Below are 16,749 nucleotides of genomic sequence, written 5' to 3' on the forward strand. Positions count from 1 at the left end.
GCGGACGAGTTTAGCGATAAATCATAGGCTGTCTAACCCAAACGGGTCGAGACGCCGGAAATCAAAGCTGGTTTAATACGCTATGGTCTATTTTTCATTTCGCATTGATTTTAGGGGGAGGCCAAGGGCGACGTCCCGAGCCGATACAGTAGCGGATGCGAGAATGGCACGCTCTCGTGCTTGAACGGTTGGACGCAAGCCTAGTCTACTTCGTAGCGGGAGTTCTTGAGCAATTTAGGCGCTCGACGCGAGTTGCGCCTGCCATCACTGCGATGGCAGACAAGATTTTTAAACAATAAGAGGGCGACGGCAAACCCCCAAGGACACCACGTTTTGTCTGAGCCAATTTTTGGAGGGGATTATGTCTGTCAAAAAAGCCGCGCTCACCGGATTAGCAACTGACTCCGGCACGGCAGGTGATTTTATCACCAACGATAATACGCTTGTTTTCAGTGGCACTGATAAGGATACCGGTGCGAGCGTTCTCGGCATCTGGATTATCGGCGGAACTTACGTTTCGCGCACATTAATCGGGACGGTAAATCTCGCGTCGGGACAAACGAGCTGGACCTTTGATTTCTCCGGGACCGCTCTCGCCGACGGCAACTACACAATCACTTTGACGGACGGAGCGACAAGCGGCTCAACCATCCTGAACACGAAGGCTGTTACAGTCGACAACACCGCGCCAACCATTTCCACGATAACAACGTCCGGTTCTGGAATTGCAAGCGGAAACGGCACGCTGAAAGTGGGTGACATCGTTTCGTTTACGGTCACTTTCGGTGAGACCGTGATAGTGAACACTTCGGGCGGAACTCCAACGCTTGCCTTGAATGACGGCGGGATCGCGGCTTATACGAGCGGGTCTGGTAGCAATACGTTGACTTTCAAATACACGGTTGCGGCCGGCCAGAACGCCTCCGACCTCAGTTTGGCGGTCACCAGCGCACTCAACCTCAATGGTTCGACCATCAAGGACACGGCCGGTAATAACGCCGTACTGACCGGCGCAAATAGTTTTAATCCGGTTGGGACCCTTGTTATCGACACGGCCGCGCCAGCCGTTTCTTCGGTCGCCGCCTCGGGTCCCGGAATCACTAGCGGCAACGGAGACCTGAACGCTGGGAAGATCGTCACGTTGACGGTCAATTTCAGCGAGACAGTTACGGTCAGCGGTCCTGGCAGCAAAGTTCCCAGCCTGTCGCTGAACGACGGCGGGATTGCGACCTTCGTCGGCGGTTCTGGCACAAATGCGCTGACCTTTAGCTATACAGTTGCCGCCGGACAGGACACGGCTGACTTGACGGTGACAGCGTTCAATTTGAACGGCTCGAGCGTTCGAGATAGGGTCGGGAACAACGCCAATACGAGCGGAGCTGTCAACAACCCTTCGGGTATATTGCATATTGACACGTCTGCGCCTGCAGCGCAGGCGACATCCGATCTGGCTGCGGCATCCGACTCCGGCTTTTCGAGCACTGATAATATCACGAAGCAAACAACGCCGACGTTCACGGGCACGGCTGAAAGCGGCAGCACCGTAACCATCTTCAGCGACGGCGTTGCGGTCGGAACGGGGGTCGCCGTTGGCGGCACCTACACGATTGCAACGGCGACATTGTCGAACGGGACGCACAACATCACAACCAGGGCGACTGACGCAGCAGGAAATACGAGCGCGGCTTCGAGCGCGTTGTCTGTGACAATCGATTCGGTTGCTCCAAATGCACCGGCAATCACTCAGGTCACGGACAACGTTTTGCCAGTGACTGGTACCGTGGCGAATGGCGGAAGCACTGACGACACCACTCCGACGGTACACGTTGTACTGACCGGCACCAATGCCGTAGCGGGCGACGCTTTACAGCTCTTCAACGGTGCCACTGCCTTGGGTGCCGCTGTGACGTTGTTGGACGCCGACATCACCAATGGTTTTGTGGATATTACGACGTCGCCTTTGAGCGCGGGCAACTACAGCTTAAATGCAAAAATTACTGACATCGCGGGCAATGTGAGCAATGTCTCGAGCAACTACGCAGTGACGGTGGCGACTAATGCCTCGCCCACTGGGTCGGTAACGGTCTCCGGCACGCCGACGGAAGATCAGACGCTGACGGCATCGAACACGCTGGCGGACGCCGATGGTCTGGGATCGATCAGCTACCAATGGCAGAGCGACGGTGTCGATATTGGTGGGGCGACGGGTACGACTTACATGTTGGGCGATGCCGATGTCGGGCACACGGTCGACGTTGTGGCGACCTACACCGACGGGCATGGCATGCTGGAAAGCGTGAGCAGTGCTCCGACTTCAACGGTGGCAAACGTCAACGATGCGCCGACGGGCGGGGTAACGATCACCGGGACGATTGCAGAGGATCAAGTTATTACGGCCGACACCTCTACGTTGGCGGATGCGGACGGGCTTGGGCCACTGCACTACGTCTGGCAGCGCTCGATGGGCGGCGGCTGGACGCCCAGCAATATCGGCTCCGACCAGGCGACCTATACGCTCGGCGATGTCGACGTTGGCGCGCAAATTCGTGTACTTGTCTTTTATACGGACGGCCATGGTACGCCGGAGCAGCTGGTCGGTGGACCGACGGCCGCGGTTGCCAACGTCAACGACAACCCGGTGCTGACGAATGTCGGGCCGACGGCGTCGAGCACCGAGCAGGTTCTGGCACTGCTCGACATCGACGCGACGGCTTTCGACGCTGATTTTGCTGCTCTCAATGGCGGTGCCGGAAACTACGCAGGCGGCAATTTATCGATTGTTCGAAACGGTGGGGTCAACACGGAGGATTCTTTCAGTTTCGACACCACCGGTGCAAATTTTACGGTGAACGGCAATCCGTTTCAATCGGGCACGCTTCAGTCTGCTGGGTTAACCTTTGCGACCTTCAATAATACGACCGTGGGTGTTCCAGGCGGTCATTTTTTCGTTCAGTTCACAAGCACGGAGACTGCCGCAACGACGGCACTCGTCAACGATGTGCTGCGTCACATTACCTATGCAAACAAGAGCGATAGCCCGCTGTCCAGCGTTGAACTCCTCTACGTATTTCAGGATGCTCAGTTCGGCGCAGGCCAGACGATCACAGTCAATATCGCGCCGGTCAATGATGCGCCGGTGGCGACGCCAGTCACCTTGGCGTCGGGAACGGAAGACACGGTCTACACCATCAACGCGGCGACGCTGCTGGCCAATGTCACCGACGTCGATGGACCGCCGCTGTCGATCTCCGCGGTGAGCGTGGCAACCGGCGGCGGAGCGATTGTCGACAACCACGACGGCACCTGGACCTATACACCGGCGGCCGGGTACACCGGTTCGGTAACATTCAGTTACACCGCTTCGGATGGCTCGCTGTCGGCGAGTTCGACCGCCAGCCTCAACCTCGTAGCCGGCGCCAACCATCCGCCTGTCATCAGTTCGAACGGTGGCGGCGCCACGGCTGCGGCCAGCGTGGCGGAGAACTCGACGGCGGTAACGACGGTTGCGGCGAGCGACCCGGACGCGGGGGCGACGCTAAGCTATACCATCGTCGGCGGAGCGGATGCCGGCAAGTTCACGATCAATAGCACGACCGGCGCGCTCGCCTTCCTTGCGGCGCCGAACTTCGAGGCGCCGACCGATGCCGGCGGCAACAACGTCTATGACGTGACGGTGCAGGCTTCCGACGGTCTCGGCGGCACCGACAGCCAGGCGATCGCGGTGACGGTGACCAACGTCAACGAGGCGCCGGTCGTCGCGGCCGGCCAGACCTTCAGCGTTCCGGAGAATACCACAGCGGTAGGTACTGTTGCGGCGAGCGACCAAGATGTCGGGTTGTTTCACTCGATCGTCTATTCGCTCGATGCGGACACGGTCGACAACAATCTCTTCTCGATCGATGCCCCGACGGGTGCGTTGTCGTTCAGGTCGGCGCCCGATTTTGAAACCGACACGCACATGCTACCGACGCACCTGCCATACCCCGGATACACCGTGATCGTTCGGGTTTCGGATGGGACGAACGCCACACTGACGACGACCCAGAATGTCGTGGTTACGGTCACGGACGTCAACGAGGCGCCTGTCATCAGCTCGAACGGCGGCGGCGCCACGGCCACGCTCAGCGCGGCGGAGAACAGCACGGTGGTAACGAGCGTGGTGGCGAGCGACCCGGATGCGGGGGCGGCGCTGAGCTATACCATTGTGGGCGGGGCGGATGCCGGCAAGTTCACCATCGACAGCACGACGGGGGCGCTGGCCTTTGCTACCGCGCCGAACTTCGAGGCGCCGACCGACGCCGGCGGCAACAACGTCTACGACGTGACGGTGCAGGCCTCCGACGGCCTCGGCGGCACCGACAGTCAGGCGATCGCGGTGAGCGTGACGAACGTCACGGGCAATGTTGTGGGTGACGCCGGCGACAACGTTCTCACAGGAACCGCTGAGGAAGATACGGTCAGTGGGCTTGGGGGCAATGACACGCTGATCGGGCTGGCTGGCAGCGATACGCTTGATGGCGGCGCTGACAACGATCTGCTGCGTGGCGGGGCCGGGGTTGACACGTTTATCGGCGGCAGCGGGATCGATACAGTAGATTTTTCCCAGGATTCTGCTGAGGGCGGCACTTTCCGTGCTGTTGTTGATCTCGGGCAGGGATTGGCCCGGGACGGCTTCGACAATCTTGAGACGCTGTCCGGCATCGAGAACGCTATCGGCACCAACTTCAATGACAGTTTCACGGGTGATGCCGGTGCGAACACCTTTACGGGCCTCGACGGCAACGACCAGTTTTCCGGCCGTGACGGCAACGACACGTTGCTCGGCGGTGCCGGCGCCGACCAATTCTTTGAAGGCCGGTTCGGTGGCGGCTCTGATGGAGACGATTTCATCGATGGCGGAGCTGGACAGGATACGCTTCAGATAGGCAACGATATAGGCGAAAACGTTTTTGTTGACCTTGCAGCGGGGGTTGCGACTGGAACGACTGTTGGTAACGACACGCTGATCTCAATCGAGAACGTCCTCACCAATGCGGGCAATGACACGATCCTCGGAAATGGCGCCGACAACATCCTGTTTGCAGGCTTTGGGGCCGATCAGCTCGATGGACGGGGCGGCAACGACCAGCTGCTTGGGTATCTTGGAACAGATACGCTTATCGGCGGTGCTGGCAATGACATCATCGACGGCGGAGCGGATGCGGACACGGCGGTTTATTCCGGCAATCGATCGAACTACAACGTCTCGCTAAACGCGGACGGCAGCTATTCCATTATTGATACGCGGCCTAGCTCCCCTGATGGCAACGACACAGTTTCTAATGTGGAGTTGTTTCAGTTCGCGGACCAAACAGTTGCAGTCGCTCAGATCCTCAATCACGATCCGGCGATCAGCTCGAACGGTGGCGGCTCCACGGCCACGGCCAGCGTGGCGGAGAACGGTACCGCGGTGACCACGGTGGTGGCGAGCGACCCCGATGCCGGGGCGACGCTGAGCTATTCGATCGTCGGCGGGGCGGATGCTGCCAAGTTCACCATCGACAGCGCGACCGGCGCGCTCGCCTTTGCAACGGCACCGAACTTCGAGGCGCCGACCGATGCCGGCGGCAACAATGTCTACGACGTGACGGTACAGGCCTCCGACGGCCTCGGCGGCACCGACAGCCAGGCGATCGCGGTGACGGTGACCAACGTCAACGAGGCGCCTGTGATCAGCTCGAACGGCGGCGGCGCCACGGCTGCGGTCAGCGTGGCGGAGAACGGTACCGCGGTGATCACGGTGGTGGCGAGCGACCCGGATGTCGGGGCGACGCTGAGCTATTCGATCGTCGGTGGGGCGGATGCCGCCAAGTTCACCATCGACAGCACGACCGGCGCGCTCGCCTTTGCCACCGCGCCGAACTTCGAGGCGCCGAGCGATGCCGGCGGCAACAACGTCTATGACGTGACGGTGCAGGCTTCCGACGGCCTCGGCGGCACCGACAGCCAGGCGATCGCGGTGACGGTGACCAACGTTAACGAGGCGCCGGTTGTGACGGCGGGCAACACGCTTAGCTATGCAGAGAATCAGGCGGCGGTGGCTATTTCCGCTGCAGCTACCGTGACCGATACTGATTCTGCGGATTTTAACGGCGGCTCGTTAACGGTCACCTTTGCGGCAAATGGGACCGCGGCGGATCAGCTGACGATCCAGAATCAGGGTGCAGGCGTCGGTCAGATCGGCGTCAGCGGCAGCAATGTGACGTATGGTGGCGCAGTGATCGGTACCCTAGCGGGTGGCGCTAACGGTGCCGATCTGGTCGTCACGTTCGATAGTCCAAGCGCCACGCCTACGGCGGTCTCAGCTCTTCTCGAGCACATCCTCTATTCGAACAGCTCTGACACTCCGTCGACCCTAGCGCGCGCAGTAACTTACACCTTGAACGATGGCGACGGCGGGACTTCAACTGGCACCGCCACCGCGACCATCAACGTGACGGCAGTTGATGATGCGCCGGTACTGACGAATGTCGATCTCACAGTGTCTAGCGTCGAACAGACCCTGGCCCTGCTCGATACGGATGTAACGGTTTTTGATGCTGAATATTCGGCGCTCAACGGCGGTGCAGGAGATTATGCAGGATCACTGGTTTCCATCGTCCGATGGGGTGGGGTAAATCCCGAAGATTCGTTCAGCTTCGATACCTCCGGGGCAAGTTTCACGGTGAACGGCGATCCGCTTCGGTCCGGTACACTTCTTTCCAATGGTTTAGTCTTCGCGACTTTCAACAACACGATTGTGGGTGTTCCGGGCGGCCGTTTATTTGTGCAGTTTACAAGCGCAGAGACTCCAGCGACGACGGCGCTCGTCAATGACGTGCTGCATCATATTACCTATGCTGACAAAAGTGATACACCACCGCCGAGTGTCCAGCTTCTCTACGCCTTCCAGGATGCTCATACTGGCGTCGGTAACATCGTTACGGTCAACATAACGCCTGTGAACGATGCGCCGGTGGCGGCGCCAGTCACCCTGGTGCCGGGGACGGAAGACACGGTCTACACCATCAACGCGGTGACGCTGCTTGCCAACGTCACCGATGTCGATGGACCGTCGCTGTCAATCTCCGCGGTGAGCGTGGCAACCGGTGGCGGAGCGATCGTCGACAATCATGACGGCACTTGGACCTATACACCGACGGCCGGGTACACCGGTCCGGTAACGTTCAATTACACCGCTTCGGATGGATCGCTGTCGGCGAGTTCGACCGCCAGCCTCAACCTCGTAGCCGGCGCCAACCATCCGCCGGTCATTACCTCAAACGGTGGCGGCGACACGGCCACGGCCAGCGTGGCGGAGAACTCGACGGCGGTGACGACGGTTGCGGCGAGCGACCCGGATGCGGGATCGACGCTGAGCTATGCCATCGTCGGCGGCGCCGACGCCGCCAAGTTCACCATCGACAGCGCGACCGGTGCGCTGGCCTTTGCCACGGCGCCGAACTTCGAGGCGCCGAGCGACGCCGGCGGCAACAACGTCTATGACGTGACGGTGCAGGCTTCCGACGGCCTCGGCGGCACCGACAGCCAGGCGATCGCGGTGACGGCGACCAACGCCAACGAGGCGCCGGGGATCAGCTCGAACGGCGGCGGTGCCACGGCTGCGGTCAGCGTGGCGGAGAACGGTACCGCGGTGACCACGGTGGTGGCGAGCGACCCCGATGGGGGGGCGACGCTGAGCTATTCGATCGTCGGCGGGGCGGATGCCGCCAAGTTCACCATCGACAGCACGACCGGGGCCCTGGCCTTCCTTGCGGCACCGAACTTCGAGGCGCCGAGCGATGCCGGCGGCAACAACGTCTATGACGTAACGGTGCAGGCCTCCGACGGCCTCGGCGGCACCGACAGCCAGGCGATCGCGGTGACGGTGACCAACGCCAACGAGGCGCCGGTCATCACCTCCGGCCCGCAGACTGGAAATGTTCAGGAAGATGGCACTATTACGGCGTCGGGCCAACTGACGGCGCAGGACCTCGATAACGACAGCATCATTTGGCAGGTGGAGGGCGGCAGCTTCAGCCATCCGGCCGATTTTCATTTCCAGGTGGACGAGTTCAAGATCACGAAGAATGGCGCTGCGTTCTTCGACGATACGTTCAGCGACGGTAATCCCCCGCCGTCGGCGCCCGGCAACCCCGCCTCGTACGGCACGGTCGGTACCTTCACGGAATCGAATGGACGTTTGAATGTGGACGGCGGTGGTGCTGCGCCGCTTTTTGGGGCCGGGACGCCTGATCCCTTCGTCGGATCCGCTGCTCGGCTGCTTTCAAATATCGACCCTGCAAATACGGTGAACGGGCTGAAGAGCAATGCGAGCTTCGTGGTCGAAGGCCGTTTCGACCTGATCCTGCCGGCGAACTCCCGCGAGGCGTATGGAATCCGGCTGACCGACCGAAGTGCCACGCAATCGGGGGACGATGCACCTGCCTTGGTTGTCCAGCAAGGCTCGGATGGGATTGTCTGCGTGCAACTCTGGAACTTCGATTTCGATGCCGATACTTCGCAACTACTGCAGAGCATCCGGCTGTCGCCGGCGACCGGTGACGACCAAATCGCCTTGCGGCTTTCCCATCAGGCCTCCAATCCCGGCATCATTTATGCCTCGTTCGACTTGCTGCACGGCGGAGGTGTGACGTCGACCCACAGCTTCTCGGTCACTGGCAATATTTTCGGCTCGGATACCCTGACTACAGCCGATGACGAGAACTGGACGCGTGCTGAAATCGTTTCGTGGGCGCCGGCGGAAGCCGATTCGACCTTGGAGGGGACCTACGGCGCGCTCACGATTAGCCAGACTGGCCATTGGGATTACACGCTGGCGAACGACCAGGCGAACGTTCAGCGGCTGGCGGCGGACCAGATCGTCACCGACACGTTCAATGTCGACGTCGTCGACATTCACGGCCTGTCGGCGACGCAGCCGATCACGATCACCGTGACCGGCAACAACGATCTGCCGGTGATCGCGATCGGAGCGACGGACTCTGCTTTGGGTTCGGTGACGGAGGATCCGGCCGCCACCACGCTGACGACTAGCGGGACGCTATCGTTCTCGGATGTCGATCTGACCGATGTGCATTCCGCCTCGGCTGTGCCGCAGGCGGGCAATCTAGGAATGCTGACGGTCGCACTGTCGCACGACGCGACGGGGAGCGGTACTGGCGGCGTACTGATCTGGAACTACGAGGTCAGCGAAGCGGCGGCGCAGATCATCACGGCGGGGCAGAGCCACAGTGACACGTTCACGGTATCCGTCAACGACAGCCATGGTGGAACGGCCATGCAGACGGTCACGGTGACGATCAACAGCAGCAATCATGCACCCGCAATTACATCGAACGGTGGCGGCGCCACGGCCACGGTCAGCGTGGCGGAGAACTCGACGGCGGTGACCACGGTGGTGGCGAGCGACCTGGATGCGGGATCGACGTTGAGCTATGCCATCGTCGGCGGGGCGGATGCCGCCAAGTTCACCATCGACAGCACGACGGGCGCGCTGGCCTTTGCCACGGCGCCGAACTTCGAGGCGCCGACCGATGCCGGCGGCAACAATGTCTATGACGTGACGGTGCAGGCCTCGGACGGCCTCGGCGGGATCGACAGCCAGGCGATCGCGGTGACGGTGACCAACGCCAACGAGGCGCCGGTGGCGGCGCCAGTCACCCTGGCCCAAGGGACGGAAGACACGGTCTACACCATCAACGCGGCGACGCTGCTGGCCAATGTCACCGACGTCGATGGACCGCCGCTGTCGATCTCCGCAGTGAGCGTGGCAACCGGCGGCGGAGCGATTGTCGACAACCACGACGGCACCTGGACCTATACACCGGCGGCCGGGTACACCGGTCCGGTAACGTTCAATTACACCGCTTCGGATGGCTCGCTGTCGGCGAGTTCGACCGCCAGCTTCAACCTCGTAGCCGGCGTCAACGAGGCGCCGGTCATCAGCTCGAACGGCGGTGGCGCCACGGCTGCGGTCAGCGTGGCGGAGAACGCGACCGCGGTGACCACGGTGGTGGCGGGCGACCCGGATGCGGGATCGACGTTGAGCTATGCCATCGTCGGCGGCGCCGACGCCGCCAAGTTCACCATCGACAGCGCGACCGGTGCGCTGGCCTTTGCAACGGCACCGAACTTCGAGGCGCCGACCGATGCCGGCGGCAACAACGTCTACGACGTGACGGTGCAGGCCTCCGACGGCCTCGGCGGCACCGACAGCCAGGCGATCGCGGTGACGGTGACCAACGTCAACGAGGCGCCTGTGATCAGCTCGAACGGCGGCGGCGCCACGGCTGCGGTCAGCGTGGCGGAGAACGGTACCGCGGTGACCACGGTGGTGGCGAGCGACCCGGATGTCGGGGCGACGCTGAGCTATTCGATCGTCGGTGGGGCGGATGCCGCCAAGTTCACCATCGACAGCACGACCGGCGCGCTCGCCTTTGCCACCGCGCCGAACTTCGAGGCGCCGAGCGATGCCGGCGGCAACAACGTCTATGACGTGACGGTGCAGGCTTCCGACGGCCTCGGCGGCACCGACAGCCAGGCGATCGCGGTGACGGTGACCAACGTCAACGAGGCGCCTGTGATCAGCTCGAACGGCGGCGGCGCCACGGCTGCGGTCAGCGTGGCGGAGAACGGTACCGCGGTGACCACGGTGGTGGCGAGCGACCCGGATGTCGGGGCGACGCTGAGCTATTCGATCGTCGGCGGGGCGGATGCCGCCAAGTTCACCATCGACAGCACGACGGGCGCGCTGGCCTTTGCCACGGCGCCGAACTTCGAGGCGCCGACCGATGCCGGCGGCAACAATGTCTATGACGTGACGGTGCAGGCCTCGGACGGCCTCGGCGGGATCGACAGCCAGGCGATCGCGGTGACGGTGACCAACGCCAACGAGGCGCCTGTCATCAGCTCGAACGGTGGCGGCGCCACGGCCACGGTCAGCGTGGCGGAGAACTCGACGGCGGTGACCACGGTGGTGGCGAGCGACCTGGATGCGGGATCGACGTTGAGCTATGCCATCGTCGGCGGGGCGGATGCCGCCAAGTTCACCATCGACAGCACGACCGGGGCGCTGGCCTTCCTTGCGGCACCGAACTTCGAGGCGCCGAGCGATGCCGGCGGCAACAACGTCTATGACGTGACGGTGCAGGCGTCCGACGGCCTCGGCGGCACCGACAGCCAGGCGATCGCGGTGACGGTGACCAACGCCAACGAGGCGCCTGTCATCAGCTCGAACGGCGGCGGCGCCACCGCCGCGGTCAGCGTGGCGGAGAACTCGACCGCGGTGACCACGGTGGTGGCGAGCGACCCCGATGCCGGCGCGACGCTGAGCTATTCGATCGTCGGTGGGGCGGATGCCGCCAAGTTCACCATCAACAGCACGACCGGCGCGCTCGCCTTTGCCACCGCGCCGAACTTCGAGGCGCCGACCGATGCCGGCGGCAACAATGTCTACGACGTGACGGTACAGGCCTCCGACGGCCTCGGCGGCACCGACAGTCAGGCGATCGCGGTGACGGTGACCAACGTCAACGAGGCGCCTGTCATCAGCTCGAACGGCGGTGGCGCCACGGCTGCGGTCAGCGTGGCGGAGAACGCGACCGCGGTGACCACGGTGGTGGCGGGCGACCCGGATGCGGGATCGACGTTGAGCTATGCCATCGTCGGCGGCGCCGACGCCGCCAAGTTCACCATCGACAGCGCGACCGGTGCGCTGGCCTTTGCAACGGCACCGAACTTCGAGGCGCCGACCGATGCCGGCGGCAACAACGTCTACGACGTGACGGTGCAGGCCTCCGACGGCCTCGGCGGCACCGACAGCCAGGCGATCGCGGTGACGGTGACCAACGTCAACGAGGCGCCTGTGATCAGCTCGAACGGCGGCGGCGCCACGGCTGCGGTCAGCGTGGCGGAGAACGGTACCGCGGTGACCACGGTGGTGGCGAGCGACCCGGATGTCGGGGCGACGCTGAGCTATTCGATCGTCGGTGGGGCGGATGCCGCCAAGTTCACCATCGACAGCACGACCGGCGCGCTCGCCTTTGCCACCGCGCCGAACTTCGAGGCGCCGAGCGATGCCGGCGGCAACAACGTCTATGACGTGACGGTGCAGGCTTCCGACGGCCTCGGCGGCACCGACAGCCAGGCGATCGCGGTGACGGTGACCAACGTCAACGAGGCGCCTGTGATCAGCTCGAACGGCGGCGGCGCCACGGCTGCGGTCAGCGTGGCGGAGAACGGTACCGCGGTGACCACGGTGGTGGCGAGCGACCCGGATGTCGGGGCGACGCTGAGCTATTCGATCGTCGGCGGGGCGGATGCCGCCAAGTTCACCATCGACAGCACGACGGGCGCGCTGGCCTTTGCCACGGCGCCGAACTTCGAGGCGCCGACCGATGCCGGCGGCAACAATGTCTATGACGTGACGGTGCAGGCCTCGGACGGCCTCGGCGGGATCGACAGCCAGGCGATCGCGGTGACGGTGACGACGAGCATCAGCTCCGTGCAGTGGATCGCAGGTGATGGCAACTGGAATGTTCCGGGAAATTGGAGCACCAATTCTTTGCCGGGAGCACAGGATGTTGCATTGATTAACCTGCCAGTGGAGGTGTCACATACCACGGGCAGCGACACAGTCGGCAGATTGTATGCCATGGCCGGGGTGCTGTCGCTCAGCGGGGGGGCACTTACAGTAAATGGGATATCGGTCATCAACAGTCTTGCCGAAACGGGCGGCACAGTGACCCTGGCCGATACGGCAAGTATGGGTTCGCTTACGCAGTCTGGCGGTCAGCTCAACGGCAGCGGCACGCTGACGGCGACGGGACTGTCGGCTTTCTCCGGCGGCACGGAGAGCGGGTCGGGAACGACGCAGGCGTCGGGCGGAGCTACGTTCACGAATTCATATTTTGGGCTGGATGGCGGGCGGACGCTGCAGCTTGGCGGCAGCAGCACGGCGACGGGAGCATATGCTCAGATCGATCTGAATGGCAGCGATCCGAACACCGGCATCAGCGACATCGGCTCCGGCGTCCTGACGATTGCGGCCGGCGCGACATTCGACGACCAGACCACGAGCGGAATGTACGTCTTCGCCAGCAACCGTGGCGGCAGTGATGACGGCAGCACGGCGGCGGTCAACAATCTCGGTACCTTCACGAAGAGCGGCAGCGCGGCCGACTCGACGATCAGCACGGCATTCAACAACAAGGGAGTGGTGAACGTTAGCAGCGGCACGCTGCACCTCAGCAACGGTGGCACGGATGTTGGTGGCAGCTACACCGGCGCGGGTACGGTCGATTTTGGCAGCGGTACTCACACGCTCGATGCGGCCTCCAGCGTCGCGATCGCAAATGTCACGTTCAGCAATGGCTCCACCACGATCAATGGCAGCTACAATGTGTCTGGGACGACCACGGTCAGTGGTGGCACGGCGACCCTTGCCGGGGCGGTGTCAAGTTTGGGTAGCGCGCTGTCCGTGACATCTGGAACGCTGAATGTCAGCAGCGCCAACGCGACTGTGGGGACCATTACGCAGTCTGGCGGTCAGCTCAACGGCAGCGGCACGCTGACGGCGACGGGACTGTCGGCTTTCTCCGGCGGCACGGAGAGCGGGTCGGGAACGACGCAGGCGTCGGGCGGAGCTACGTTTACGAATTCATATTTTGGGCTGGATGGCGGGCGGACGCTGCAGCTTGGCGGCAGCAGCACGGCGACGGGAGCATATGCTCAGATCGATCTGAATGGCAGCGATCCGAACACCGGCATCAGCGACATCGGCTCCGGCGTCCTGACGATTGCGGCCGGCGCGACATTCGACGACCAGACCACGAGCGGAATGTACGTCTTCGCCAGCAACCGTGGCGGCAGTGATGACGGCAGCACGGCGGCGGTCAACAATCTCGGTACCTTCACGAAGAGCGGCAGCGCGGCCGACTCGACGATCAGCACGGCATTCAACAACAAGGGAGTGGTGAACGTTAGCAGCGGCACGCTGCACCTCAGCAACGGTGGCACGGATGTTGGTGGCAGCTACACCGGCGCGGGTACGGTCGATTTTGGCAGCGGTACTCACACGCTCGATGCGGCCTCCAGCGTCGCGATCGCAAATGTCACGTTCAGCAATGGCTCCACCACGATCAATGGCAGCTACAATGTGTCTGGGACGACCACGGTCAGTGGTGGCACGGCGACCCTTGCCGGGGCGGTGTCAAGTTTGGGTAGCGCGCTGTCCGTGACATCTGGAACGCTGAATGTCAGCAGCGCCAACGCGACTGTGGGGACCATTACGCAGTCTGGCGGTCAGCTCAACGGCAGCGGCACGCTGACGGCGACGGGACTGTCGGCTTTCTCCGGCGGCACGGAGAGCGGGTCGGGAACGACGCAGGCGTCGGGCGGAGCTACGTTTACGAATTCATATTTTGGGCTGGATGGCGGGCGGACGCTGCAGCTTGGCGGCAGCAGCACGGCGACGGGAGCATATGCTCAGATCGATCTGAATGGCAGCGATCCGAACACCGGCATCAGCGACATCGGCTCCGGCGTCCTGACGATTGCGGCCGGCGCGACATTCGACGACCAGACCACGAGCGGAATGTACGTCTTCGCCAGCAACCGTGGCGGCAGTGATGACGGCAGCACGGCGGCGGTCAACAATCTCGGTACCTTCACGAAGAGCGGCAGCGCGGCCGACTCGACGATCAGCACGGCATTCAACAACAAGGGAGTGGTGAACGTTAGCAGCGGCACGCTGCACCTCAGCAACGGTGGCACGGATGTTGGTGGCAGCTACACCGGCGCGGGTACGGTCGATTTTGGCGGCGGCACTCACACGCTCGATGCGACCTCCAGTATTGTCGGTAATGCGACTTTCAGCGGCGGACAGACGACGATCAACGGCACATATAGTGGGACAGGTACGACCACGGTCAGTGGCGGCACGGTGACGTTTGCCGGGGCGGCTACAACAGGTTCGCTGGCGCAGTCGGGAGGCGAGCTCGACGGTACCGGCACACTAACGGCGACGGGATTGTCGACGTTCTCTGGCGGCACGGAGAGCGGGTCGGGAACGACGCAGGCGTCGGGCGGAGCTACGTTCACGAATTCATATTTTGGGCTGGATGGCGGGCGGACGCTGCAGCTTGGCGGCAGCAGCACGGCGACGGGAGCATATGCTCAGATCGATCTGAATGGCAGCGATCCGAACACCGGCATCAGCGACATCGGCTCCGGCGTCCTGACGATTGCGGCCGGCGCGACATTCGACGACCAGACCACGAGCGGAATGTACGTCTTCGCCAGCAACCGTGGCGGCAGTGATGACGGCAGCACGGCGGCGGTCAACAATCTCGGTACCTTCACGAAGAGCGGCAGCGCGGCCGACTCGACGATCAGCGCAGCATTCAACAACAATGGAACGGTGACGGTAACGGGTGGAACTCTCGATTTCACGGGCACTCTAGCCAATAGCGGGACTATCAATGCTCATGGAGGAGACATCGTAATCTCATCTGCCGAAACCAGCGGCGGCAATGCAGTAATCTATGGGACCTCGCACATTCAATACAACCAGGCATCTAATGACCATGTTACTTTCGCGAGCGGGGCGACGGGTGAACTCACACTTCTAAACTCTTCTGCATTTGCAGGGACGATTGCTGGGTTCACGGGTACCGGCACCGGAGAACCCGCGACTTCTGATAAGTTAGATCTAAGGGACATCGATTTTGCATCTTCGCAATTTGCGAAGAGCTATGAGAATAACGTTCTTACGGTAACCGATGGATCGCATACCGCTCATATCAACATGGTAGGGAACTATACGCTTGAGAATTTTCACTTTACTGGCGATGGCAGCGGGGGAACTTTAGTAACTGATCCGCCTGTCCCGCTCGATCAGAGCAGTGAGGCGCCGAATGCCACATCCACCGGCACTATCGACACTATCGTCGGGGAAGCAGGCAATGACACCATAAACGGGGGGGCAGGAAATGATTTCCTGAGCGGAGGTGCCGGCAAAGACATCCTCACCGGTGGTGCGGGGAACGATACTTTTATCTACACTGCGGCCTCTGATTCCGCCCCTGGTGTAAGCAACTATGACGTGATCACCGATTTCACACATGCGTCAGATCACTTCGATTTCACGTCCTTCGCCGGCGTAGCGTCAGTCAATAGTACTCCCCTTGCATCGGCAACCAGCCAAGTCTCAGCTCACTCGGTAGCTTGGTTCTTCGATGCGGCCCACAATGAAACCATCGTATACGCGAATTCGAGCGGAATCGCCGAGCTAGGCGGAGCAACAAACTTGGAAGTTCATCTCACCGGCATCGTTCCCCTTTCGAACCAGGATTTTTTTCTGCATCTATAAACAGAGTGTATGAACCGCACTGCACGCGATCTCGCTGTCGCGCGATTCGTCACGTGGCGCGCCCCTTGTTTGTCCGTCGCGACAGCATCGCATGTCGCTCAAGTGAAAGCTTCCTTGTAAGGGCAAACCAAGGCGTGCATTGAATCCGATTGGGTTGCCCGCCCTCGCTGCACTTGTCGCCGCGCTCGGCCCCTTGTGGCGACTTTCAGATGCCGGTCGCAGTGCAACAGCAGCGGCCGGGTTTTCGGGGCTGCGCCGCCGAATTATAAAGTTATTTCAATGATATACGAGTTCGTGGTTATAGCACGGTGAATATTACCGGCGGGACCAATACTGCG

The 16,749-nt window shown here is 62.1% G+C and carries 1 protein-coding gene; it reads left to right on the forward strand.

The genetic code is table 11. From position 1 onward, the window contains the following. The first annotated feature begins 361 nt into the window (after positions 1–361). The gene (locus IVB18_RS50685) at positions 362–16,411 is read left to right on the forward strand and encodes a cadherin domain-containing protein (RefSeq protein ID WP_247991991.1); all 16,050 of its coding nucleotides are present in this window, start codon (positions 362–364) and stop codon (positions 16,409–16,411) included. Positions 16,412–16,749: the final 338 nt, after the last annotated feature.

Origin of the sequence: Bradyrhizobium sp. 186 (assembly GCF_023101685.1) — a bacterium.
Classification (GTDB): Bacteria; Pseudomonadota; Alphaproteobacteria; order Rhizobiales; family Xanthobacteraceae; genus Bradyrhizobium.

Bases quoted from the DNA above. Each gene is read 5' to 3' on its own strand.
- IVB18_RS50685 (WP_247991991.1), top strand. From the start codon at position 362: ATGTCTGTCAAAAAAGCCGCGCTCACCGGATTAGCAACTGACTCCGGC.